Source organism: Blautia sp. LMAG:89, from assembly GCF_008679485.1.
Classification (GTDB): domain Bacteria; phylum Bacillota; class Clostridia; order Lachnospirales; family Lachnospiraceae; genus Blautia_A; species Blautia_A fusiformis.
On the sequence record NZ_NANC01000003.1, the window covers coordinates 19,758 to 44,716 of the forward strand.

19 protein-coding genes and 3 pseudogenes are annotated in these 24,959 nt (G+C 45.0%); 15 read left to right on the top strand and 7 right to left on the bottom strand.

The annotated features are described in order from the left end of the window. Positions 1-15 precede the first annotated feature (15 nt). From CCC70_RS00370 to CCC70_RS00380, 3 genes are read left to right on the top strand one after another with little or no spacing between them, the layout of a single operon-like run. Complete coding sequence (locus CCC70_RS00370; protein WP_270427757.1) at positions 16-1,584, top strand: nickel ABC transporter substrate-binding protein; 1,569 nt, start codon at positions 16-18, stop codon at positions 1,582-1,584. 4 nt (positions 1,585-1,588) lie between these two features. After that, positions 1,589-2,341 carry a class I SAM-dependent methyltransferase gene (locus tag CCC70_RS00375; RefSeq protein WP_270438239.1) on the top strand — a complete coding sequence of 251 codons (753 nt, stop codon included), beginning with the start codon at positions 1,589-1,591 and terminating at the stop codon, positions 2,339-2,341. Position 2,342: 1 nt separating this feature from the next. After that, positions 2,343-3,089, top strand: coding sequence for a class I SAM-dependent methyltransferase (locus CCC70_RS00380; RefSeq protein WP_138276760.1), 747 nt, complete (start codon positions 2,343-2,345; stop codon positions 3,087-3,089). A gap of 11 nt (positions 3,090-3,100) precedes the next feature. Here CCC70_RS00380 and CCC70_RS00385 read toward each other — a convergent pair whose 3' ends face one another. Next, a complete protein-coding gene (locus CCC70_RS00385) occupies positions 3,101-3,874 on the bottom strand; it encodes an alpha/beta hydrolase (protein ID WP_270652721.1) in 774 nt (257 codons plus the stop codon). Positions 3,875-4,079: 205 nt separating this feature from the next. Between CCC70_RS00385 and CCC70_RS00390 the strand changes: the two genes are divergently transcribed. The 5 genes from CCC70_RS00390 (at position 4,080) to CCC70_RS00410 (ending at position 9,392) form a co-directional block, all read left to right on the top strand. Further along, the gene (locus tag CCC70_RS00390) at positions 4,080-4,955 is read left to right on the top strand and encodes a NifB/NifX family molybdenum-iron cluster-binding protein (protein WP_270610260.1); all 876 of its coding nucleotides are present in this window, start codon (positions 4,080-4,082) and stop codon (positions 4,953-4,955) included. Positions 4,956-5,041: 86 nt separating this feature from the next. Then, entirely contained in the window at positions 5,042-6,424 is a 1,383-nt protein-coding gene (locus CCC70_RS00395) for a hypothetical protein (RefSeq protein WP_270652723.1), read from the top strand. A gap of 17 nt (positions 6,425-6,441) precedes the next feature. Continuing rightward, positions 6,442-7,518 (top strand): U32 family peptidase, encoded by a 1,077-nt coding sequence (locus CCC70_RS00400; RefSeq protein ID WP_287084075.1) that lies wholly within the window; start codon positions 6,442-6,444, stop codon positions 7,516-7,518. A 79-nt stretch (positions 7,519-7,597) separates the two neighbouring features. Then, positions 7,598-8,908 carry an MATE family efflux transporter gene (locus tag CCC70_RS00405; protein WP_270391381.1) on the top strand — a complete coding sequence of 437 codons (1,311 nt, stop codon included), beginning with the start codon at positions 7,598-7,600 and terminating at the stop codon, positions 8,906-8,908. Between the two features lies 1 nt (position 8,909). Then, on the top strand, positions 8,910-9,392 hold the full coding sequence (locus CCC70_RS00410) for a GNAT family N-acetyltransferase (RefSeq protein WP_022426115.1): 483 nt from the start codon (positions 8,910-8,912) through the stop codon (positions 9,390-9,392). A gap of 118 nt (positions 9,393-9,510) precedes the next feature. Here CCC70_RS00410 and CCC70_RS00415 read toward each other — a convergent pair whose 3' ends face one another. After that, positions 9,511-10,530, bottom strand: a complete 1,020-nt coding sequence (locus tag CCC70_RS00415; RefSeq protein WP_270652728.1) for a LacI family DNA-binding transcriptional regulator — start codon at positions 10,528-10,530, stop codon at positions 9,511-9,513. A 393-nt stretch (positions 10,531-10,923) separates the two neighbouring features. On the opposite strand from CCC70_RS00415, the gene malQ reads away from it, so the two are divergent. Then, on the top strand, positions 10,924-12,432 hold the full coding sequence (gene malQ / locus CCC70_RS00420) for a 4-alpha-glucanotransferase (RefSeq protein ID WP_270652730.1): 1,509 nt from the start codon (positions 10,924-10,926) through the stop codon (positions 12,430-12,432). 284 nt (positions 12,433-12,716) lie between these two features. Beyond that, a complete protein-coding gene (locus CCC70_RS00425) occupies positions 12,717-13,346 on the top strand; it encodes a metal-dependent hydrolase (protein WP_178688204.1) in 630 nt (209 codons plus the stop codon). A 12-nt stretch (positions 13,347-13,358) separates the two neighbouring features. Here the strand turns inward: CCC70_RS00425 and CCC70_RS16465 are convergent. Next, a pseudogene (locus CCC70_RS16465) lies at positions 13,359-13,541 on the bottom strand (DUF6783 domain-containing protein). Here CCC70_RS16465 and CCC70_RS16470 point away from each other — a divergent pair. Next, positions 13,479-13,622 (top strand): annotated as a pseudogene (locus CCC70_RS16470) (DUF6783 domain-containing protein); the annotation flags it as partial. The pseudogenes CCC70_RS16465 and CCC70_RS16470 overlap by 63 nt on opposite strands. A 61-nt stretch (positions 13,623-13,683) precedes the next feature. On the opposite strand, the gene sstT reads toward CCC70_RS16470, so the two are convergent. Continuing rightward, positions 13,684-14,892, bottom strand: coding sequence for a serine/threonine transporter SstT (sstT, locus tag CCC70_RS00430; RefSeq protein ID WP_178688202.1), 1,209 nt, complete (start codon positions 14,890-14,892; stop codon positions 13,684-13,686). 235 nt (positions 14,893-15,127) lie between these two features. After that, positions 15,128-16,483 (bottom strand): MATE family efflux transporter, encoded by a 1,356-nt coding sequence (locus tag CCC70_RS00435; protein WP_118753262.1) that lies wholly within the window; start codon positions 16,481-16,483, stop codon positions 15,128-15,130. A gap of 237 nt (positions 16,484-16,720) precedes the next feature. Between CCC70_RS00435 and CCC70_RS00440 the strand changes: the two are divergent. Beyond that, positions 16,721-17,875, top strand: a pseudogene (locus tag CCC70_RS00440) (FprA family A-type flavoprotein); the annotation flags it as partial. Positions 17,876-18,076: 201 nt separating this feature from the next. On the opposite strand, the gene CCC70_RS00445 reads toward CCC70_RS00440, so the two are convergent. Continuing rightward, a complete protein-coding gene (locus CCC70_RS00445; protein WP_287084076.1) occupies positions 18,077-19,912 on the bottom strand; it encodes an amylosucrase in 1,836 nt (611 codons plus the stop codon). A gap of 161 nt (positions 19,913-20,073) precedes the next feature. After that, the gene (locus CCC70_RS00450) at positions 20,074-21,102 is read right to left on the bottom strand and encodes a LacI family DNA-binding transcriptional regulator (RefSeq protein ID WP_059086410.1); all 1,029 of its coding nucleotides are present in this window, start codon (positions 21,100-21,102) and stop codon (positions 20,074-20,076) included. A 297-nt stretch (positions 21,103-21,399) separates the two neighbouring features. Here CCC70_RS00450 and CCC70_RS00455 point away from each other — a divergent pair, with 297 nt between their 5' ends. The 3 genes from CCC70_RS00455 (at position 21,400) to CCC70_RS00465 (ending at position 24,948) form a co-directional block, all read left to right on the top strand. Beyond that, positions 21,400-22,338 (top strand): ABC transporter permease, encoded by a 939-nt coding sequence (locus tag CCC70_RS00455; protein ID WP_148448345.1) that lies wholly within the window; start codon positions 21,400-21,402, stop codon positions 22,336-22,338. 11 nt (positions 22,339-22,349) lie between these two features. After that, entirely contained in the window at positions 22,350-23,246 is an 897-nt protein-coding gene (locus CCC70_RS00460; RefSeq protein WP_015526648.1) for a carbohydrate ABC transporter permease, read from the top strand. 70 nt (positions 23,247-23,316) lie between these two features. Continuing rightward, positions 23,317-24,948 carry an ABC transporter substrate-binding protein gene (locus CCC70_RS00465; RefSeq protein ID WP_442859718.1) on the top strand — a complete coding sequence of 544 codons (1,632 nt, stop codon included), beginning with the start codon at positions 23,317-23,319 and terminating at the stop codon, positions 24,946-24,948. Positions 24,949-24,959 lie beyond the last annotated feature (11 nt).

The window sequence follows — 24,959 nt, forward strand, 5'->3', positions numbered from 1 at the left end:
AAAGGAGAGGAAGAAATGAAGAAAAGACGTGTAGCAAAATTGATAGCATTGAGCATGGTGGCGGCAACTTTACTGACAGGTGTCAATGTACAGGCAAAAGAGGAAAAAGTAGTTACGGCAATGACATCCATTGATCTGACGCCTGAACTTTGTGACCCTATAAAAAGTGGTCCAGACTTTCGTCTTTATGAAATGATCTATGATCCACTGGTGCGTTATGGAGAAAATGGAGAAATCAAACCGGCATTGGCAGAATCTTGGGATATCAGCGAAGATGGCACAACCTATACGTTCCATTTAAGAAAAGATGTGAAATTCTCGGACGGCACAGATTTTAATGCAGACAATGTGATGTGGAATTATAACAGATGGGTGGAACAGGATGTGATCGGTAACTTTTCAGCCAAACTGGAAAATGTTACAAAGGTAGATGATTATACTGTAGAATTTAAGTTCGCAGAACCATGCTATACACTGCTGATCGAATTCAGCTATCCAAGACCATTCCGTTTCACCTGTGAAAGTGCACTGGATGAAGACGGAGAATTTTGTCAGGAAGTGGGTACCGGAATGTGGATGATCGACAGTTATGAAAGCGGTCAGGAGGTTGTCCTGGTACCAAATCCTAATTATTACGGTGAGAAACCAAATATTGATAAAGTAGTTCTGAAACAGGTGGTAGACGGTGATGCCAGAGTGATGGCACTTCAGAGTGGAGAGGCAGATCTGAATCTTCAGGATATTCCATCCGAAAGCTTCAGTATTATCCAGGCAGATAAAAATTTATCGACAGAACAGCAGGTTTCCACACTTTCTTACTATCTCATCGAAAATTATGATACACCGGCGCTTCAGGATATAAACGTACGTCAGGCACTGAACTATGCAACAAATAAAGAAAGCATTGTAAATGATCTGCTGGATGGTTACGGCAATCCGGCAACCGGACTTATGTCTCCGACAGTTCCTTATGTAACAGAAGAAAACAGCAAGGGTTATCCATATGATCCGGATAAAGCAAAGGAACTGTTAAAGGAAGCAGGATATGAGGATACAGACGGAGATGGTATTGTAGAAAAAGACGGAGAACCACTGAGCCTCAGACTGGTATTCCAGACTGAAGAATATGCTTCCTGGAAGTCACTGTGTGAATACCTGAAATCTGAATATGAGAAGGTTGGTGTGGGTATTGAACTGGTAGAAAAAGAATCTGCAGCTTACTATGATGAAATCTGGAACACCAGAGACTACGATCTGTGCATTTACCGCAGCTATGAAGACTCCTGGATGCCTCATGGTTTCCTGAAATCAATGTTCTATGCGGAAGATGGAGCAAAGGCAGTAAACTGGTACGATGAGGAACTGAACAAAGATCTCGGAGAAGTATTAAAAACACAGGACGAAGAAAAACGTACGGAATTATACGATAAGATTCTTACACGTATCAACGATCAGGCAGTAACAGTGCCGCTGTATTATCCGAACCGTGATTATATCTATAACAATACCAGACTGACCAATGTAGAGCTTGCACCGACTGCCTATGAAGGCATTAACTGGGCAACACTGGATGTAGTGGAGTAAAAAAATGTTTGAAAAAATCGAGAATAAATGGACAGAAGATTCCGGTGATTATGATGATATGATCCAAAAACAATTGAGTAACAAAAGAACGGTATCTCACTGGACAAAAGAATTGAAAAGACTTCTTGGACCTGAGCCCCTTCGTATTTTAGAAGTGGGCTGCGGCCCGGGTTTTATGAGCATCATAGCAGCGCGCCTGGGACATGATGTAAAAGCGATCGATGGTTCATCAGGAATGGTAGAAAAAGCCAGAAGGAATATGCGACAGTATCATCAACAGGTGGAAATCTGTGAGGAAGATGGTGTAACCTTGCCATTGGAACAGGAACAAAGCTATGATGTGATACTTTCCAGAGATGCGGTGTGGACATTATATGATCCGGAAAAAGCTTTCAGACGCTGGAAGGCTGTATTAAAACCAGGTGGAAGGATCATTTATTTTGATGGGGACTATCGTACCATCGAACCCACATTAAAAAATAAGGTCCATATGAAAATTGCTGATTTTCTTATTTATGTTACAGAAAGAAAAACATATGGATCTGACGTGAAGGAAAACAGCGGAATTTATGAAAAGCTGCCATTTACATCGCAGAAGCGTCCGGAAACGGACTTTCAGATATTAAAAAAGGTACGCTTTGCCAGGATCCAGATCAGAGAGAACCGCTGGCTAAACAGACCATGGACGATGGATTTCTGGAAATACGGATATCAGGGAAAAAAATTTATTGTAATAGCCACAAAGAAGGAGAAGTGACATGCAAAACGATAAGATCAAAGAGTACTGGGAAGGAGAAGCTGGCATTTACAGCGAAGGGATCAAGGCAGAATTGAAAAGTGAAACAGCAGAAAACTGGAAGAATCTGATTCTGGAGTATGCGCCGGAAAAAGAACATCTGGAAGTACTGGATGTAGGCTGCGGGCCGGGATTTTTTGAAATTATGCTGGGAAAAGAAGGACATCATGTGACCGGGATCGATATTACTGAAAATATGATCCATGAAGCAAAGGAAAATGTAAAGGCAGCAGGTTTATCCGCAGATTTGATGACTATGGACTGCCACAATCTGAATTTCCCGGATGAGACATTTGATATGGTTATCTGCAGAAATATCACATGGACGCTGGATGATCCACAGAAGGCTTACAAGGAGTGGCTGCGTGTACTGAAAAAAGGCGGACGCCTTTTGGTATCGGACGCCTGCTGGTATCTGCATCTTTATGATGAAGAAAAGAAAAAGATTTACGAGGCACATGATGCTGCCATGTGGGAAAAATACGGAAGAGGTATCCATGCTCATGAAGATGCGGAAACAGGGAAAGAGCTCAGCAGTAAGCTGTTTATGAGTGATAAAAAGCGCCCGGCATGGGATCTGGATCACATGATGGAGATCGGCTTTTCCAAAGTGTTTGCCCTGAAGGACATCAGTGATATTTCCAGAACTTCCATGGATCGTGAGCTGAATAAGCTGACACCTCAGTTTTTAGTGGGTGGAGAAAAATAAGCGGACCGGCGTTAAATAAAACGCTGGACCCGCTCCATTGTAGTTTTTAGAATAAAGATATCCGTCAGTACATCACCGGTTTCCAGAGAATGGTTGGCGTTTTGGGTGAGAAAGAGAGGTACATCTTTCTGCGCTGCCAGTTCCCGGATGGAATCGGTTTCGGCCCAGGGATCTGCGGTGCCGTGGAAGGCAATGCTTCCGGCAAGTGGGAGGGAAAAGGTCTCTGCAAGAGGTGTAAACAGGATACTTTTTACAGTCAGATCGTGTCTGGAAGCATAGGCAGAGGAGATGACTGTACCAATGCTTTTGGAAATAAACAGAATGCTGCCATAGGAATTCCAGTCGATGCTGCCTAAGGAGCGTTCTGTTTGTTCCAGGGCAAGGTCAAAGGCCTGTTTCATTTTTTCAGGATCTCCTTTGACATTTTCCGGGAGGGTGACATAGGATACAGTGTGGATTTTGTAGCCGTGTTTGCTGGCAAGGCGGCTGGTATAGTACAGAAGCGGCTTGTCAGCAGTGTATCCGATGCCCGGAAAAACAACAGCTAATTTCGGGGCATTTTTATCTGCTCCGGCTGTATGAGAGGAAACTTTTGCATAGAGCATCTGCAGCTGAAGCTTTTCCTGAAGCTCCTTTAAGGTAATGGAGATCGTACAGGAATCGGATGGAAGATAATCATAATCGGTAACAATGTCGTCCTCTTCCATGGAATAAACAATGTGTGAGGAACCCATGAGCTCCATGTCTTCTTCAATATCTGAAAGTAATTCTTCGTATGATTTCATTTTAATTCAAACCTTCTTATTCAAAAAATCGTTTATTTTTACAGATTCTTCTATTATACTGGATTCATTGAATGACAGCAAGAGGTTACTGTTCACTGGCAATGTCCCGCGAGGTGTTTTTTGTGAGCGAAGTTAAACCTTGCTTTTATCCTGCCTGCACGATATACTAATATAATACATATCTGACTAATGGAGGGTTTTACAAATGAAAATTGCAGCAACATACGATAATGGAAACATTTTTCAGCACTTTGGAAAAACAGAGTTTTTCAAGGTATATGAGGTGGAAGATAACAAGGTTGTTTCCAGTGAAGTGATCAGCTCCAATGGCACCGGACATGGTGCACTTGCCGGACTTCTTGCAGATCAGGGGATCAGCGTTCTGATCTGTGGCGGAATCGGCGGAGGCGCTCAGGCAGCACTTGCTGAGGCTGGTGTTGAGTTATGTTCCGGAGCCCAGGGTGACGTAGATGCAGCTGTGGATGCTTATCTGAAGGGCGAGCTGGTATCCACAGGTGTGAACTGTGACCATCACCATCATGAGGATGGACATTCCTGCGGAAGCCATGAGGATGGACACTCCTGCGGCGGTCATGAAGGCGGACATTCCTGCGGAGGCTGTGGCGGAGGATGTGGTTCCCAGCCATCTATCACAGGTCCTAATGTCGGAAAAACCTGCCGTACACATTACAGAGGAACCTTTAATGACGGAACACAGTTCGATTCTTCCTATGACCGTGGCGAGCCACTGGAATTCATCTGCGGAGCAGGACAGATGATCAAAGGCTTTGATGCGGCAGTTGCAAACATGGAGGTTGGCCAGGTGGTAGATGTTCATCTGATGCCTGAGGAAGCTTACGGTATGCCGAATCCGGATGCGATTTTTACACTTGAGATCGAACAGCTTCCGGGTGCTGAGGATCTTACTGTAGGACAGCAGGTATACCTCTCCAATCAGTATGGTCAGCCGTTCCCGGTTAAAGTTAACGCAAAAGATGAAAAAACCATTACTTTCGATGCTAATCATGAGATGGCAGGTAAAGAGCTGAATTTCAGAATTGAATTAGTAGAAGTGAAATAAGAAGGAACAGTGGGAGGTGCTGTATGGGAGCATATGGCATCTCCTTTTTTGCCTGAAGGGAGGAAGCTTTCCTGATGAGGATCTCTATGATACCATTTGGATTGCTGTCCGGTTTTATGGATAGCAAAGAAATCAGGATCACAGAGCTGGGTGAAGATGGATTTCGATTTCGGCTGGCAGAGGAATGCCCGGAACCGGAGCAGTTTCTGATCTGTTTTTATGATATGAAAAAAGCCGGGTACAGGAGAGTGGAGATCCGGAGGTTTGGGATGAGTGCAGCAGAGGAGCAATGCCTGCAGGATCAACAGCCAGTTGAAAAGAAAACCGAAAAATATTTTTACAGGGAATATTCTGTGAGAGTGGAACAGAAGGATTATGTACAGGAGGTTCGGCGGCTGGCCGGAGAGTACAACCGATATATCCGTCTGAAGCTGGAAGGAGACGATGGAGAGCTGGCGAAATCACTGACCGGTTATCCTGCGGAGCTGGATGAGATGCACTGCAGGAGTCTGGAGGAACAGAAGAAGCAGTGGTTTTTCAGAGAGGGTGAAAAGGCTTCCGGTAATCCACAGGATACAATGGGTGCAGAAGAATTAAGGCTTTTGGATAATACAGAGTTTGCCCTGGAATTAAACTGCACTTCCCTGTATGAAGAATATCTGCGCCAGCCGCTGCAGGCTTTTCTGGCGTCTTACTGGCAGAAGAATTATCTCACTCACAGTTATTTTGCAGGCCGGACACCGGACAGATTTTATATTGGAAATCAGTTCTGCCATAACCTGTTTCCGACAGAAGAGCAGCTTTTTTCTATCATGGATAAAATGTATTCGGAGGGATCGGAGATCACACTGGTATTTTCTTATATCCGGGAATTTATGCTTTTGTCTGTGGGAAAGCTTCTGGAAAAGGTGGATAACTGGTGCTGTATTCATGGGGTGAATGTGGAAATCGTAGTCAATGACTGGGCCATGGTGGAAATGCTTTGTGGAAAAACATCCCGCCTGCATCCTGTTCTGGGCACATTGCTCAATAAACGAAAAAAGGATCCGCGAATGAAATATAAATCCGGTGATACCTTATTATTTCAGCAAAACAGCCTGAATGCGGGGTTTTATCGGGATTTTCTGGCTGAAGAATTTCATATCCACAGATACGAATGGGAGTCCTGCGGATATCCACAGGAGTTTCCGCCGGGAAAAAACAGTCTGCATTTGCCTTTTTATCAGACAAACACTTCGCAGTACTGTCCATTGTATGCTTTGTGTACCACCGGAGATCGCGGTACACAGCAGCTTGCGGACCACTGCCCGAAATTCTGTGAAAAATACGCACTGCTTTATCCGGAACATTTACACATGGCAGGGCGGTATAACTCCCTGTTTGGTGTGGATAAAACACTTCCGGAGTCAACGGAAATGTGGAAAAATATAAAAGGCACAAAGCCGGATCGCATTGTTGTTAATATATGACAGGTGATGAGCAGGCTGTGAAGGTAGATCGTGAATATCCGTTTGACAAAAATACATTTCAAAAAAAGGAACAGGACATGGATAACGGTATGAAAATAACAGCCGGGTTAGGCTCCATAGATGAATATGAACGTTTTGTGCAGGCAGGAGCAGATGAATTTTTCTGTGGCTATGTACCCTTTTCCTGGGCGGAAAAATACGGCACAGTAATGCCGTTAAATCGCAGGGAGGTTCTCTGCTGTAATGTTCAGCTTGGAGCATACAGTGAGCTGGAAATTCTTTCCCGGATGGTGAAAAAATATAAAAAGCCGGTGCATCTCACCTTCAATTCCCTGTATTATCTTCCAGAACAGTATCCGGAGATCGGAGATATCATAGAAAAGTGCATGGGAATTGGATTTCGAAGCTATATCATTGCAGATCCGGCGCTTCTTGTTTATCTGAAAAACAGGGGGATTTCCTGTGAGATCCATCTCAGCGGAGAGACAGGGGAAGTGAACAGCGAAATGCTGAAGATGTTCCGGCGCTTTCCTCTGAAGAGATTGATCTTTCATCGGAAAAACACGTTCCGGGATATGCAGTCTGTTATTGCATCTCAGAGAGAAGTGGAAAAACAGGCCGGAATCCGACCGGAGGCGGGAATGGAGTTCGAAGCCTTTGTGCTGAATGAAATGTGCCAGTTTACGGGAGCATTCTGTAATTCTCTTCACTGTGATGAGATGGGATATCTTTGCAGGGTGCCCTATTGGCTTGGAACTGTACGGAATGGTGAGGCTGTTCCGGAAAAAATAGTGGCTCTTCAGGAGCAGGCGTGGGATCAGGAACCGGATCTGAAAGCATATGATGAATCAGGATATCTTTGTGGTGAGACAGGCTGTGGACTGTGTGCACTGTACCAGCTGAAGCAGGCAGGGATCACGCATCTGAAGCTGGTTGGCCGGGGAAACTATGTGGATCACATGGAAAAAGATATCCGGAATTTGCGAAAAGCGTTGGAAATTCTGGACGCTGCAGAAAATGAGAGGGAATTTAAATGTACGTTAAAACGGATAGTGTTTCCGGCGGGGTGTAGCGAAAGATGTTATTATCAGTAACAAAAAGAGAAGCTTTTTTGAGTTAGAATAAATGATAAATGGGATGAAAACCAGAATCAGGAAAGGACATGGTGCATATATGCTGAGGCAGTTTTTTAAATATATTTTTCAAAGCATTGCAGGTATGATCGGAATATCGGTTTATATTCTGGCGGATACATTTTTTATATCAGTTCATTCAGGCGCAGATGGCCTGGCAGTTCTGAATCTGATCCTTCCGGTGTATGGATTGGTATATGCTATCGGGGCAATGATCGGTATCGGTTCTGCCACCCGATTCGGGATCAACAGAGCCAAGGGTGAGAATACGGATCACTATTTTCTGCAGTCTGTTTTCTGGAGCGTTCTGTGCAGTGTGCCTTTTATTATCACAGGTATTCTTGCACCGGAGAAATTTCTTCACCTTCTTGGCGCAGATGCAGGTCTGACTGCCCTTGGAAAAAGCTATCTCCGCATCATGCTGATCACTACGCCGCTGTTTATGGCCAATTATACGTTTACTGCTTTTGCAAGAAATGACCAGGGAACCTCCACTGCCATGGCAGGGGCGATTTCCGCAAGTCTTTTCAATATTGTGTTTGACTATATTTTTATGTTTCCAATGAAACTGGGGCTTGCCGGAGCGGCGCTGGCAACGGCCATCAGTCCTGCCATTACAATGGCGATCTGCACAACCCATTACCTTGGGAAAAAGAATCACGTAGGTTTCCGGTGGGTACGGCCTTCCATCCGCCATCTGATCTCATGCTGTCAGCTTGGGATTTCGGCCTTTGTCGGAGAGCTTTCCTCAGCGATCATTACGATCATTTTTAACATGCTTCTTCTTGGGATCGCAGGAAATGTAAGCGTGGCAGCCTACGGAGTAGTGGCTAATCTTTCCCTTGTGGCAATGTCTATTTTTAACGGACTGGCGCAGGGTGCACAGCCGCTTATCAGCAAAAGCTACGGAGAAGGACAGCGTGACCATGTAAAAAGCCTGCTTCGCTGGAGTCTGGTTTCCTGTGCAGTGCTGGAAGCGGTGACGATCCTGGTGGTGTGGGGCTTTACAGACAATCTGGTCGCTGTTTTTAACAGTGAAAATAACCAGCAGCTTCTGGATTATGCGCATGTGGGCCTGCGGATTTACTTCCTGGGATTCCTGTTTGCGGGGATCAATATTATGCTGGTGGCGTATTTTTCGGCGGTGGATCGTGCAGTTCCGGCGATCGTGGGATCGCTTATGCGTGGTGTTATCGCTATTGCTGCAAGTGCGGTGATCTTGTCCGGATTATTTGGGATCAATGGCGTGTGGAGTTCCTTTCTGAGTTCAGAGATCATTACATTTGCTGTGATCCTGATACTGGCGAGATCCGGGCGGAAAAAGAATGTATTTTCAGGAGAAAGGATATAAAATGAATTTCGAGCGTGTAAAAAGAGAAGAAGCAGATACAGTTCTGAAGCTGTACCGTTCATTGCTGGGGACGCCCTATTGTGTGTGGACAGAGGAGTATCCTTCAGAAAAAGAAGTGGAATTTGATCTTTCCAGAGATGCGCTGTTCTGTATGCGGGACGATACGGGAAATATCGCAGGTGTGATCTCCATTGATGATGATCCAAATGTGGAATGTCTCACATGCTGGTCAGAAACCATGGTGCCGTCAGCGGAGGTCTCCCGGGTGGGAGTATGTCAGGAATTCCAGAATCAGGGGATTGCCGGGAAACTTCTTAAGGGTGTGATGGAAGAGCTGAAGAAGCGGGGCTATAAAGCTGTACATCTTCTTGTTGCGAAGGACAATGTAAAAGCACTCCGTTCTTATGATAAGCTGAATTTTGAGAACGTGGGAGAGTGTGAACTCTGGGGACATATGTACTGGTGTTATGAGAAAGCATTATAAAAAATGAAAAACAGGTATCTTTTTGCCGGGCGGTAGATCGACCACCAATGTCAGATCGATAAGTGGTGGTCAATACACAGTCAGCAGAGAAGATACCTGTTTTTTGTTTGAAAGCAGATCAGATCCTCCGGCAGCTGTCCCTTTCGATCAGCTGGTGAGGTACAATGATCTTTGTGGCCGGAAGGCTCGGATTTTCGATATGACTGATCATCTGCGTGGCTGCTTCCATTCCAAGCTGCCCGGAGTTAATATCAATGGAGGTCAGCTGAGGCGAAGTCAGTCTGGCAAAAAGTGAGTTGTTAAAGGAAAGAATGGACAGATCCTCCGGTATGGAGATATCTGCTTCCATACAGATCCTTTCCAGGGAAAGCGCCAGAATATCATCACTGACAAGCACAGCTGTAGGGCGCTCCTCACTTAAAAGCAACTTTCGAAGCTCCTGAAACTCATTCTGGGAAGCGGCAGGAACCTCTATACAGTATTCGGGCTGTACGGTTAATCCGTGGCTGATCAGCGCAGTCATATAGCCGGTTTTGCGGTCTGCGGAAAAGACCAGGGAATTATCTACACCCAGATAAGCGATCTTCCGGTGGCCCAGAGCATAAAGATACTCCGTTGCCTCCTGTCCGGCCAGAAGGTTGTCATTATCGATATAGATCGTATGATTGGTGTATTGTGCCGGTTTTCCGATCAGGATATAGAGAAGTCCTTCACTGAAAAGAAAATCAATAACAGGATCATTCACACGGGAATAAAGAACAATAAATCCGTTAACCTTACCGCTTCTGGACATGGAACGTACTGCGTTAAGGATCTCTTCTTCATTCTGACCGGTAACAATGGTGCTGATATACTGATGTGCGTTACAGTAGTGGCTGATCCCCCGGATCGTCTCAAGGTAAAAGGAATTCTCGTATGTCTCCTTTGGGGACGGAGGCAGGATGATACCGATGGAGCGGGAAATCTGTGTTGCCAGGTTACTGGCCTGAAAATTCGGCTCATAGCCAAGCTCCGCCATGGCTCTGCGTACACGTTCCTTGGTTTCTTCACTGATAGATGGATTATTTTTGCAGGTTCTGGAAACGGTGGACGGGGACACCCCGGCCAGAGCTGCCACATCTTTGATGGTTACTGCCATAAATTTGCCTCCTCACGGATATGCCGGATCAAAGCGGAAGTATGCCTCTGATCCGGCTTTTTTATCTCAGTCTGATAGAGATATTGTAGTTCATAATAAGGATACTGTCAAACATATTGCACGGAAAATTGCATGAAATTGCGTAAAAACAGATGCACAGAAAATCAGGTAGTGAGATGCAGACAGATTCTGTTTGACATAATGAAAAACTGCACAAAATCAGGATGTAAAAATTGTAAGAAAGGTAGAAAAGACAAAAACGCATTGCACTTCATGCAAAATGGACGTATAATTTACGCAAACGGTTGCGTAGATTATATGAATATGCATCCGTGAGAGGATAATAGATAAGATGCTCTGAGATGCAGGGCTCAACATAAGGAGAGAAAAGATATGGATAAAAGAGCAGCCGGCATTCTGATGCCGATCACAAGCCTGCCGTCAGAGTACGGCATCGGATGTTTTTCAAAGAGTGCCTATGATTTTGTGGACTGGCTGAAGGAAGCGGGACAGAGCTACTGGCAGATCCTTCCGCTGGGACCTACCAGTTACGGAGATTCTCCGTACCAGTCCTTCTCCACTTTTGCGGGAAATCCGTATTTTATCAGCCTGAAGGCACTGGTGGAGGAAGGCGTCCTTACAAAGGAGGACTGTGATAAGGTCAGCTGGGGAAAAAGAGCAGACAGCGTAGACTATGAAAAAATCTACAAAGGCCGTTATAAGCTTCTCCGCAAAGCTTACGAAAACAGCAACATCAGCGAGAATCCGGATTATCAGAAATTTGTTGCAGAAAACAGCTGGTGGCTTTCCGACTATGCACTTTTTATGGCAGTAAAGGATCAGTTCGGCGGTGTTGAGTGGACAAAATGGGCAGAGGATATCCGCCTTCGCTGGGCAAATGCCATGGACTACTATCGCAGAGAATTATATTTTGATATTGAATTCCAGCAGTATATGCAGTTCAAATTCTATGAGCAGTGGATGAAACTGAAAAAATATGCCAACGAAAAAGGCATTCAGATCATCGGAGATATCCCGATCTATGTAGCTATGGACAGTGCAGATACCTGGGCTCATCCGGAACTTTTCCAGCTGGATGAGGAGAATGTGCCGGTGGCTGTAGCCGGATGCCCGCCGGACGGTTTTTCCGCAACAGGACAGCTTTGGGGAAATCCACTGTACCGCTGGGATTACCACAGAAATACAGGATATCAGTGGTGGATCTCCAGACTGAGCTACGTATTCCGCCTTTATGATGTGGTAAGAATCGACCATTTCCGTGGCTTTGACGAGTATTTTTCCATTCCATATGGTGCAGAAAATGCCATTGGCGGTCACTGGGAAAAAGGTCCCGGAATCGATCTGTTCCGCAAAGTGGAGCAGGCCCTTGGCTGGAAGCAGGTCATTGCGGAGGATCTTGGCTATGTGACAGATTCTGTGCGTCAGCTTGTCCATGACAGTGGATTCCCGGGAATGAAGGTCCTGGAGTTTGCGTTTGATTCCAGAGATTCCGGTTGTGCCAACGATTATCTTCCACACAACTATCCGGAGAACAGTGTGGTATACACAGGAACCCATGATAATGAGACTATCGCCGGATGGTGGAAGAGCATTATGGCAAAAGAGCGTAAGCTTGCCAGGGATTATCTCTGTGATAACTATACACCGGATAAAGAGCTGCATAAATGCTTTATCAGCCTGGTTATGAGAAGCAGTGCAAAGCTCTGTGTGATCCCTATGCAGGATTATATGGGCCTGGATAACAGTTGCAGAATGAACCAGCCTTCCACAGTAGGAAAGAACTGGAAGTGGAGGATCCGCAAAAGGGAGCTGACTGTGAAGCTTCAGAAAGAGATCCATGGTCTTGCACTTCGCTACGGACGTATGAACTGGTCTGATTAACTGGTACGTTTGTGAGATATATTCCATTTAAACGGGATGTGTATGAGAGTAGGGAGAATTTAGATAGAATAGTGTTTTCTTGTGTGATATAATGCTGTTTCGTGGAGGCAGCTGTCAGTAAAAGGTAAGGCTGACAGCTGCCTTATTGTATTTTCAGCTCTGCGGTAAATGATAAAGTGATAAAGTGATACATTTATATATGCTGCAGATCAGAAGGGAGTGTCTGATCTGCAGCAGTGGATAATCCTGAATAACGGAAGATTTTTTACAATAAGGGGAGAATTATGACAGGAAAAACACACGCAGCAGTCGGACTCGGAACAGTGCTGGCAGTTACACAGCCCTCTACGGTTTCCGGTCTGGTACTTGCGGCAGGAACAGGAATGCTTGGAGCATTGATCAGCGACATTGATGTAGGAACCTCCAAATCCCATAAGGATGCGGACCGGATCACACTGATCGCGGTACTGCTTGTGGCAGCAGAGATCGCATTGAATTATTTTTATGATTTTTCCATCTGGGAAAAGATCCGCAATAACCAGTCTATGGCGCCGGTTGCCATGGGAGTTATTATTTTTATTGCAGTCTGCGCCTTTGGAAAAAATCAGCCGCACCGGTCATTTATGCATTCGATCATGGCTATGGCCATTTTAAGTGCAGCCATATCCATGGTGTCCGTGAAGCTGGTCCTTTATTTTGTGGTTGGATTCGCATCACATCTGGTGCTGGACTGCTTTAACCGGAAACGGGTACGGATCCTGTATCCGCTGCCGGGAGGCATTGCGCTGGATTTCTGTAAGGCAGGAGGCTTTGTGGATTCCCTGCTTTTTAAGCTTGGATCTGTAGCTGTGATCTTTGAGATCGTATATCTGGCTGTGCAGATGGGGGAGAGCTGGAAGCTTTTTCAGATGTAGAGGATGTTTTATTTACCGATTACGGATATTTTTAATGGGCAGATATTGCAGGAACTGAAGGTTAGAGCGTGTTTGAAAAATCATTCCCGTAATCTGCACGCCCCACTTTGCGGTATATTTTACCCGAATTCAGTTGCCGTAGCCCGCTACGGCGCCCTCATCCGGACAAAATCTCCCACAAATTGTGACGCACATCTTGCAGAAAGCCTTTTTCAAACACGCTCTAAGCCAAAAAAGGAGCAGATTTTCCAAATACGGAAGATCTGCTCTTTTTAACCGAATCAAGGGAGTCCCCTGTTTCAATTACGAATATCCGCCTGACGGTTTATAAGTGTGATCATTTATTCTTTCTGATCCTGCAGGCGCATGCTGTGTAAAGTACGTCTGTGGAAGAGTTCAGTGCTGTCTCACAGGAATCCTGGATCACGCCTACGATGAAACCGACACCAACTACCTGCATGGCAACATCATTGGGGATTCCGAAAAGGCTGCAGGCCATCGGGATCAGAAGAAGAGAACCGCCGGCAACTCCGGAAGCACCAGCCGCACTTGCAGCAGCCAGGATGCAGAGGATCAGAGCGGTCGGGAAGTCTACGCTGATACCGAGTGTATGTGCAGCTGCCAGAGCCATGATGGAAATGGTGATCGCTGCACCACCCATGTTGATGGTCGCACCAAGAGGGATGGAGATGGAGTAGGTATCCTCATCAAGTCCGAGATCCTTGCACAGCTCCATGTTTACCGGAATGTTGGCGGCAGAGCTTCTTGTAAAGAAGGCTGTGATACCACTGTCCTTCAGGCAGCGCAGAACCAGCGGATACGGATTCTGGCGTGTGCAGATGAAAGTAATGATCGGGTTGATCACCAGTGCAACAAAGAGCATGGTTCCCACCAGTACACAGATCAGACGGCCATAGCTTAACAGTACGCCAAGCCCCTGCTCGGAGATGGTTGTGAAGATCAGGCCCATGATACCAAATGGAGCAAGGCTGATGATCCATCTTACGGCTGTGGAGGTTGCATCGGAAATGTTTTCGATGACAGTCTTGGTAGTTTCACTTGCGGCCTTCAGTGCGATACCGAAGATGATGGCCCATGCAAGGATACCGATATAGTTGGCGTTGACAAGTGCGTCAACCGGGTTGGAAACAATGTTCATCAGAAGGTTTTTGAGGACCTCTGCAACACCGCTTGGCGGAGTGACGTCGGAAGTATTTGTACTTTCGGAAAAAGTCAGCATGATCGGGAACAGGCGGCTGGAGATCACAGCTGCCAGTGCTGAGAGTACATTTCCCAGAAGATAAAGTACAACAACGAATTTCATGTTTGTTTTCTGGCCTTTTCCCATGTGGCACAGAGAGCTCATTACCAGGAAGAACACCAGAAGTGGGGCAATTCCACGGAGAGCACCGACGAACAGATCACCGAGAATGGAGATCACAGATGCCTGAGGGATCGCAAGTCCGAGAATGATACCAACGATCAGACCACAAATGATACGCTTGATCAGGTTGATACTGTTCCATTTTTGAATCAGTTTTTTCATAACTAGTTTCCTCTTTCCTATTGTGTGAGTGTGCTAAAAAAATGCTGAGCCGCAAAGCAACGATCCAGTGTAAAGGGCGGATCGTTCTAAGCTGGTATTACTGCATCGCGTAAAAGCACAACAGGATAATTATATACAATTATGTCCGCCTTGTAAAGACAAATGTACATAAAACGCGAGAAAGATATAAAAAGCGCCAGATCAATGCTTCGTCTGGCGCTATATATTTGAAGTATCAGGTCCGAATTTTCCGGAAGCTTACAGCAAAGAACAGAACCTCCGCAAAGCCTGTAATTCCCCATGAGAAAATATACAGGAGATAAAGCGAGGAAATGGTCTGGAAGTGTGCGAACACCGTATAGAACCAGATGACACGGAATACACAGGATCCCAGAATAATGATGATGGTCGGTGGGATACTTTTTCCGATGCCACGGGAAGCGGCGATACTGCAATCCATAAAACAGCTGAAGGCATAGCTGAAGCCCATGATCCGGATCCTCTCCATGCCGGCATCGATGACTGCCGGTTCTGTGGCAAACAGTGACAGAAACTGCGGACCGAAAACAAGAAGCAGTCCACCAAGGATCGCGCCTGCGATGAAGGCATATGTAAGGCTGATCCCATAAGTCTTCAGCATACGTTTTTTATTTCCGGCACCCCAGTTCTGGCCGATGAAGCTTGCGCATGCAGTATAGAAGGCGAACATGACGTTGTAGATCAGAGAGTCTGCATTTGCAGCGGCAGCATTTCCGGAAACCGTGACTGCATCGAAGGAGTTGACGCCGGCCTGTACGAACAGATTTGCAATGGCAAAAATTCCGTTCTGCAGACCTGTGGGAATACCAAGAAGCAGTACTGCTTTACAGGCCTTTGGGTGAAGATGGAGCTTACGCAGGGATACCCTGCATTCGTCTTTTCTCCGGAGGAGGTGGATCATTACCAGAGCAGCGGATATATACAGGGCGATCGCGCTGGCAGTTGCCACACCTGCGGCGGCCATATGACAGACGATAACGAAAAACAGGTTCAGAAGAACGTTGATCACTCCGGCAATGGAAAGATAGATCAGCGGTCGCTTCGTATCGCCGCGGGCACTTAATACGCCGTTACCGAAATTGTATACAGCCATGGCCGGCATACCCAGAGCATAAATCTTCATATATAAAACAGCCTGGTCCATCAGCTCCGGTTTCGTATTCATCATGGACAGCATCTGTCCGGAAAACAGAAGACAGACGACACAGACCAGAAGTCCTGCGATGGCACAGAGAAGAAGAGATGTATGGATTGTTTCTTCGGTACCTTTTCTGTTTTCGGCACCAAGCTCGTGTGCTACACGAACATTGACTCCGGCGCCCATGCCGATCAGGATTCCGGTAAATAAAGTGACCAGCAGAGTTGTGGAACCCACAGCTCCAAGTGCCATGTAATCTGCAAATCGCCCCACAACCGCAACATCACTTAAATTAAAAAGAACCTCCAACACCTGGGACCCCATCAGGGGAAGGCTGAAAAGGAGGAGATTTTTCCAGAGAGAGCCGGAGGTCATCTCAATGGAATGCGTTTTCTTTTTTTCATTTTCACACATAGTTTACCTCATAAAAATTATAAAAAATTCCTTCATCCAAGGTATACAATACTATGTTGGAATAGGTTTGTAAAGAGGGGAAAATAGCTCTTTTACCAGGCGCAGAGGTTTGTTTTTATTTATGATTCTACATTGATTTCAGTACGAACAATGATATAATAAATGAGAGCAATAAGAAAGTATTTTCAGAGATATTGGAAATATAAAATACAGCAGACTAAGGAGGAACTCAATACAATGAAAATCGGAAATGATATTTATTATGTAGGAGTAAACGATCATCAGGTAGACCTGTTCGAGGGACAGTATGTAGTGCCAAACGGAATGTCCTATAATTCCTATGTGATCAAAGATGAGAAGATCGCAGTCATGGATACCGTAGATGCCAACTTCACAGAAGAGTGGATGGGAAAAGTAGCAGAAGTTCTGGATGGCGCGAAACCGGATTATCTTGTAGTTCAGCATATGGAGCCGGATCATGCAGCAAACATTGAGAATTTCATGAAAGCATACCCGGATACAACTGTTGTTGCCAACACAAAAACTTTCACCATGATGGAGAATTTCTTCCGTGGAATGGATCTGGAAGGAAAGAAACATATTGTAGCAAATGGTGACACTCTGACACTTGGAAAACACGTCCTTACCTTCGTATTTGCACCGATGGTTCACTGGCCGGAGGTCATGGTTACATATGACAGCACAGACAAGGTCCTGTTTTCTGCTGATGGCTTCGGCAAATTCGGAGCCTTTGATGTAGAAGAGGACTGGGACCGCGAAGCACGTCGCTACTATATCGGAATCGTCGGAAAATACGGTCCGCAGGTACAGAAGCTTCTCAAGGCAGCAGCAACTCTTGATATCCAGACCATCTGCCCGCTTCACGGACCGGTTCTTACTGAGAATCTTGGACATTATCTGGAGAAATATGATATCTGGTCTTCTTATAAAGTAGAGAGCGAAGGCGTAATGATCGCCTACACATCTGTATACGGACATACAAAGAAAGCAGCAGAGCTTCTTGCGCAGAAGCTGGAGGAAAAGGGCTGCCCGAAGGTTGTTGTCTGCGATCTTGCAAGAGAAGACATGGCAGAGGCAGTGGAAGACGCTTTCCGCTACGGCAAGCTGGTATTGGCCAGCATTACATACAACGGAGAAGCATTCCCGTTTATGCGTACATTCATCGAGAACCTGACAGAACGTAATTACCAGAACCGCACCATCGGCCTCATTGAGAACGGAAGCTGGGCACCGACTGCAGCCAAAGTCATGAAAGGAATGTTCGAAAAGAGCAAAAATATCACATGGCTTGAGAACAATGTAAAGATCATGTCCTCCCTCAGCGATGAGAATGTGGCAGAGATCGATGCAATGGCAGAGGAGCTCTGCAAGTAATTTCTGAATGTCAGGCAATGGCAGAGAAACTTGAAGATATAACGTAATAAAAAGACGTGGACTCGGATCGACAGGTTCGTTCATTTACTGAGTTGTTAATGAACGAAATATAGCGATCCGTAAGGCCACGTCTTTTTTATTTACTTGAATAACAAATTAAAGGTAAGTCACATGATCCTGGAAACTGCCACAGGATCATTACACTCTCTTACACCACATAAATCCATAGGCTGGAAGTACTACGTCCTTAAGTTCCAGTGTCTGTCCGGTAATAAGATCGCGGAAGGTTCCTTCCTCCTGCATCCAGGCAGTTTTTTCGCTGTCACTGAAATTGAAGATTCCGATGAAACGTTCGTTTCCTTTCTGGCGGAGGATGCAGAGGATGCTGTTATCATGAACATCGTATGTATACACGTTACAGTCCTTATCAAAAACAGATTCCTGGCTGCGGATCTGCTCCATGCGGCTAAGAGTCTGGAAGATCTGTCCCTCAACGGAGGATTTGGAGTTTCTTTTTTCGGCAAGCTCCCACTGGAAAGCACCACGGTGGATATAGCGGGAATCTGCAGCCTTATCCGGATCCTCTTTATAGGAATAATCATTGAGACGTCCGATTTCATCGGAGCTGTAAAGCATCGGGATCCCGGACTGGGTAAGCATATATGCGTGAAGCATCAGATCCTCGCGGATACCCCTTTTCAGCTTCTCGTCATCTTTTTCAAAAAGAGCAGCCTCGATCCCGCACATGGAAGCAGTAGTTCCGCAGAAGCGGGCATCCTGAGTTACCGGGTCATCATTATAGAGCTCTCCGCGACTGTCGCTTCCCGGATACTTTCCTGTAAAGAAATCATTCAGGTAACGCTTATGGGATGGCTCATCCATGTCCCATTCTTTCAGGGTGGCGAAATCAAGTCCCCAGCCGATATCGTCATGGCAGCGGAGATAATTCAGGAAGGTGTACTGCTTCGGAAGGCTGTTTACAATATCCATTTGTTTTTTCAGAAGGCGGATATCACGAGTGGCAATGCTGTTCCAGGTTGTAGCCATGGTTGTTACATTGTAAAGCATATGGCATTCCGGCTTCTCTACGGTTCCGAAATAGGGAACAACCTTCTCCGGCTCCATAACGACCTCACCCAGAAGTACAACACTTGGGCAGACGATCTCGGCGATCATACGCATCATACGAACGATCGTATGCACCTGCTTCAGGTTACGGCAAGGAGTTCCCAGTTCCTTCCAGATATACGGAACCGCATCGATACGGATCACGTCCATTCCCTGGTTTGCAAGGAAGAGGAAGTTGTACATCATCTCATTGAAAACACGGGGATTGCCGTAGTTCAGATCCCACTGGTACGGATAAAAGGTAGTCATGACATAGTGACCGATATCCGGAAGCCAGGTAAAGTTCCCCGGAGCAGTGGTCGGGAATACCTGTGGTACGGTCTTTTCGTACTCGTCCGGGATCTCACGGTTGTTGTAGAAGAAGTAACGGCTCATATATTCGCCGTCACCCTGGCGTGCTTTTTTGGCCCACTCATGATCCTCGGAGGTGTGGTTCATAACAAAATCCATACACAGGTTCATTCCGTTTTTGTGGCATTTATCTGCAAGGGCAGCCAGATCCTTCATGGAACCAAGGTCCGGGCGGACTTTGCGGAAGTCGGCTACTGCGTAACCACCGTCGGAACGGCCCTTCGGAGTGTCCAGAAACGGCATCAGATGCAGGCAGTTCACGTTGCATTCCTTAAGATATGGAAGCTTGGCAGAAACTCCCTTGATGTTGCCGGCAAAATTGTCAATATAGAGCATCATGCCAAGCATATCCTTCTGGCGGAACCAGTCCGGATTTTTTTCTCTTTCCAGGTCGCGGTTTTTGAGCGCGCGGCGGCGTGCTGTAAAATACTGGTACATCTGGTCGCAGAGCTCTGCAAACATATCGTCATTGTGATAAAGCTCTGTGTACAGCCATCGAAGCTCGTCGTGATGATGGTTTAAACGTTCCTGAAAAATTTCCTGATCTTTTTTCATGATTTCCTCCCTGAATAGATATTTATAGATGTCGGGAAACCTGTCAAATATTTCCCGGCGGTAATGGTTATCTGACATTTTTCCACAGAATTATAGCATGAAGTTTCCGGTACATGAATATACGGGTTGTTATGGAATATGGAAAAATGTTGTAAGTATTTTCAGTCTCCAGTTGTCTGTCGTCGTATCAGGACCGGAGTGATCTTTTTGTGGATCGGTTTTTGAAGCGGTGCCGGTTTTCTTTTCTTCATTTCGTTCATCTGTTCCACAAGCAGTTCCATGGTAGTCTGTGCGATCACATCAATCTGCTGTCCAATAGTAGTGATCGGGATGATGGACTCCGCAGCAATGGGTGAATTATCGAATCCGATGATCTGATATTCATCCGGCAGACAGTTGTATTTCTGGAAGATCAGATTGAGAAATATATTTGCGTAAGTATCATTGGATAAAAATATGCCTTTTTTCTGACCGGAATATTTACTGTCAATATCCTGAAAGATCACACGCATCTGTTCAAAAAGCTCCTGATAGGAATCACCGGAAACATTAAGGTTCAGTTCATAAGGAACATGATATTCCCGGCATGTTTCCTCAAAGGCACGGATACGGTCATAAGCCGGAATATTCTCAGGTACATGGACATTGATGTGGATCAGTACATCACACTGATTGCGTATCAGCAGAGAAGTAGCCTGCATGCCGCCCATGTAATTGTCTGTTGTAACGCTGCATATATGTTCTGCTTCACGTTCAATGGCGATCACAGGAATATTATAGGAAGCCAGTTTTTCAGAGGAAAGAGTATGGCTGAGAACAATAAGTCCTTCAATCTTATAAGCCATCAGCTCGTCCAGATACTGCATTTCTTTCTCCGGGCCGCCATCACTGACAAAAACCAGAAATTTGTAATGATAATCGGAGTAACTTCGAAGAAGCTGTGTCAGCATTTCGGAATAATAATGAAGATAAAGGTTCGGGACAATGATCCCTACAAATTCGCTTTTTCCATTGGCAAGAACCCTGGCAAGCTTGTTTTTTCTGTAGCCGAGCTCATCAAGGGCTTTTGCGATCTTTTCCTGATTTTCCAGGGTCAGAGAATCCGGATGATTGAAATATCTGGAGATCGTAGTCTTGGAAAAACCAGTGTATTCTGCAATATCGGCAAATGTTACCTGTTTTTTAGCCATAAAAAAATAGTCTCCTTTTAACAGCAGAAAGTTATGATACGGAATGCAGATGTGATCATATAAGAGAAATCTGCAGACCGTACAGGATAATTGGATTGATGTAATTAAGTATAACAATACAGACGTTAAATAGCAATAAAAAAATAACCAGTTAAGTTACCGGTAACTTTTCTTAAATAAATTAACAAAAAAGGTTGACAGAAGCTATGTCATATAGTAGTATCAAATTATAAAGTAACCGGTTACTTTACCGGTTACTAAACAAGAACGAAAGAACAAAAAAGGGAGGAAAAGAGAATGAAAAAAGGTTCTGCGAAAGCTGTTCCGGCAGGAAAAAGAACTGCTGCAGAAAAGCTTCAGTATGTGAAAAAGAACTGGCAGCTGTATGTGTTTTTTCTGCTGCCTGCACTTCTTCTGACGATCATCTTCAAATACGTGCCCATGGGTGGCATACTGATCGCTTTTGAGGACTACAATGTCATTGATGGTGTATTTGGAAGCAAATGGGTAGGACTGGAATACTTCCGGAGATTTTTGGCATCACCGGATTTTATGAATTATCTTGTGAACACTCTGAAACTGAGTATTTACGGACTACTGTGGGGATTTCCGATTCCGATCATCCTGGCACTTCTTCTGAATCAGATCCGGAGAGCTGGGATCAGGAAAAAAATTCAGCTTCTGATCTATGCGCCGAATTTTATTTCCGTTATCGTACTCTGTGGTATGGTTCGTATGTTTCTTTCACCGGTAGGTCCGCTGAATAAACTGATCGGTTCCGATGCCAACTGGATGACTATGCCGGCAGCATTTCGTACCATTTACATAGCCAGCGGAATTTGGCAGACAGCCGGATGGGCATCCATTATGTATACTGCAGCACTTGCCAATGCAAGTAAGGATCTGGAAGAGGCAGCAGTGGTGGATGGAGCAAATATCCTGCAGCAGATCTGGTATGTACAGCTTCCGGCTATTAAAAACATCATTGTGATCCAGTTTATCCTTCAGGCCGGAAATATTATGAGCATTGGTTTTGAAAAAGCATATGCACTGCAGACAGATATGAACCTTCCTGCATCTGAGATTCTTTCTACTTATGTATACAGAATCGGTCTTCTGAATGGAGATTATGGATATTCTACAGCAGTGGGGCTGTTTAATTCAGTGATCAATGTAATTCTTTTGATCTTTGTAAACTGGGTAGTCAAGAAACTGAATGACGGAGAGGGATTATAGGAGGTGCTGTTATGGCAAAAGCAAAGAAAAAGAAATATTCGGCATCTGACAAAGCCATTTTAGGAATCGGATACGTACTTCTGGGTGCATTTGTACTTTCCATTCTGGTTCCGCTTTTATATGTTGTGATCGCATCCTTTATGGATCCGAATGTGCTGAACAGCCAGGGGATCAGCTTTGATGTGCGGAAGTGGACGATCGATGCGTACCGCAGAGTTCTTGAAAATAATATGATCTGGAGAGGCTTTGCAAACTCATTTTTTTATTCCCTGGTGTTTACCATTATTTCAGTTCTGGTAACTCTGCTGGCAGCATATCCAATGTCCAAGAAAGAATTTGTGGGAAGAAATTTCTTCAATGTTATTTTTCTCATTACCATGTTTTTCGGTGGAGGAATGATCCCGACTTTTATCCTGATCAATCAGCTGCATCTGGTAAATACAATCTGGGCAATCCTGCTTCCGGGTGCGTTTAATGTCTGGAACATGATCCTTGCCAGAACCTATTATCAGTCTATCCCCAAGGAACTCAGAGAGGCATCTGCCATTGACGGTGCCACGGAAATCGAGCATTTTTTCAAGATTATGATGCCGGTATGCAAACCGATCATCGCAGTGCTTGCACTGTGGTCCTTTGTAGGAATGTGGAACAGTTATTTTGACGCTATGATTTATTTGAATGATGCGAAACTGCAGCCATTGCAGCTGGTACTTCGTTCCATCCTTGTACAGAATACACCGCAGCCCGGAATGATCGCAGATATCCAGAGTACTGCACAGATGGCAAAGGTAGCGGAGCTTCTGAAATATGCTACGATCATTGTATCAAGTTTACCGCTTCTGATCATGTATCCATTCTTCCAGAAATATTTTGACCAGGGCATTATGGTTGGTTCTGTAAAAGGCTGATGACAGGAGGTTGATAATGATGAAAAAAAGAATGAAGGCATTATTGGCAATCGGGCTTTCTGCAATTATAATGGTATGCAGTGCCGGATGTGGAAATGGAAAAGAACACATGAAAGCAGAAACAGATCCGGATACCCCGGTGGAAGATGTGTCCTTTCCTCTGAAAGAAAAAGCAGAGCTGTCTTTTATTACCAGTGCACCTGCAACATCTACACAGGAACCTAATGAAAGAACGATCTTTGAAAGACTGGAAAAGCAGACTAATGTCCACATTGACTGGACCTGTTTTGTATCGGATCAGTTTGATGACAAAAAAAATCTGGCGCTGGCACAGTTCGGAAATCTTCCGGATGGACTTTTTAACGCAGGGATGAGTGATTATGATCTTCTTCGTTATGCCAAACAGGGAATCATTATTCCGGTAGAAAATCTCATTGATAAATACATGCCGAATCTTAAGGCTGTATTTGAAAAATACCCGGAATACAGAACAATGTGTACAGCACCGGACGGACATATTTATTCTTTCCCATGGATTGAGCAGCTTGGTGCGGGGAAAGAAGCCATTCAGGCAATTGGAGATATTCCCTACATTAATAAAAAATGGCTGGATTATCTGAAGCTGGACGTTCCAACTACAACTGAGGAACTGGAACAGGTTCTGATCGCTTTCCGCGACAATGCAGATAAACTGGAAAAGAAATTCAACATTGAGGGTGGTGTGATCCCGATGTCCTTTATCATCAATAATGGTGATCAGGATCCTGCAATTCTCATCAACGGATTCGGAGAAGGATATGGTGACACCGGTGATCATTTTGCAGTAAAAGATGATGGAACCGTTATTTATACAACTGTACAGGAAGGCTATAAAGAAGGTATTCAGTGGCTCCATCAGCTGGTAGAAGAAAAGCTGGTGGATCCGGAGGCTTTTACCCAGGAATGGTCAACTTATGTTGCAAAAGGTAAGAACCACAGATATGGTCTGTGTTTCACCTGGGATATTGCAAATATTGATAACAATGAAGATTATGTAATGCTCCCGGCGCTGGCCGGTCCGGATGGTCTTGTAAATATCACAAGACAGAATAACAGTGAAACCAGTGGCTTTGACAGAGGACGCTGCGTTCTGACTACAAGCTGTCGGAATACGGCACTGGCAGCAGCATGGATCGATCAGATGTATGCACCGATCCAGTCTCCGCAGAATAACTGGGGTACTTACGGGGAAAAAGATTCATTTAATATCTTTGAGATGTCCGAGAATGCAGAAGGTGGTCAGATGCTGAAACATATGGATCTGGGAGATGCATCTCCGGTAGAGGTTCGTGAAGCACAGTCTGTAAACGGACCGTTGGCAATACTTAACGAGTATTACGATGTATATGTAACAGAGCCGGCAGATGCAAAATGGCGTCTCGACAATATGCACGAAACATATCTTAAGGATATGAACAGTAAATATGTGTATCCGAATGTATTTATGAGTATTGATGATACCAATAAGGTATCTCAGTATGACACGGATATCAAGAAGTATGCGGAACAGAAAAAAGCAGACTGGATCCTAAATGGCGGCATCGAAAAAGAATGGGATTCCTATCTGAAAAAGATGGAGCAGTATGGACTGTCTGATTATCTGGCAATCAAACAGAAATATTTTGACCAGTATCAGAAGTCTCTTAGTGAGACAGAGAAATAAAAACAGAAAAA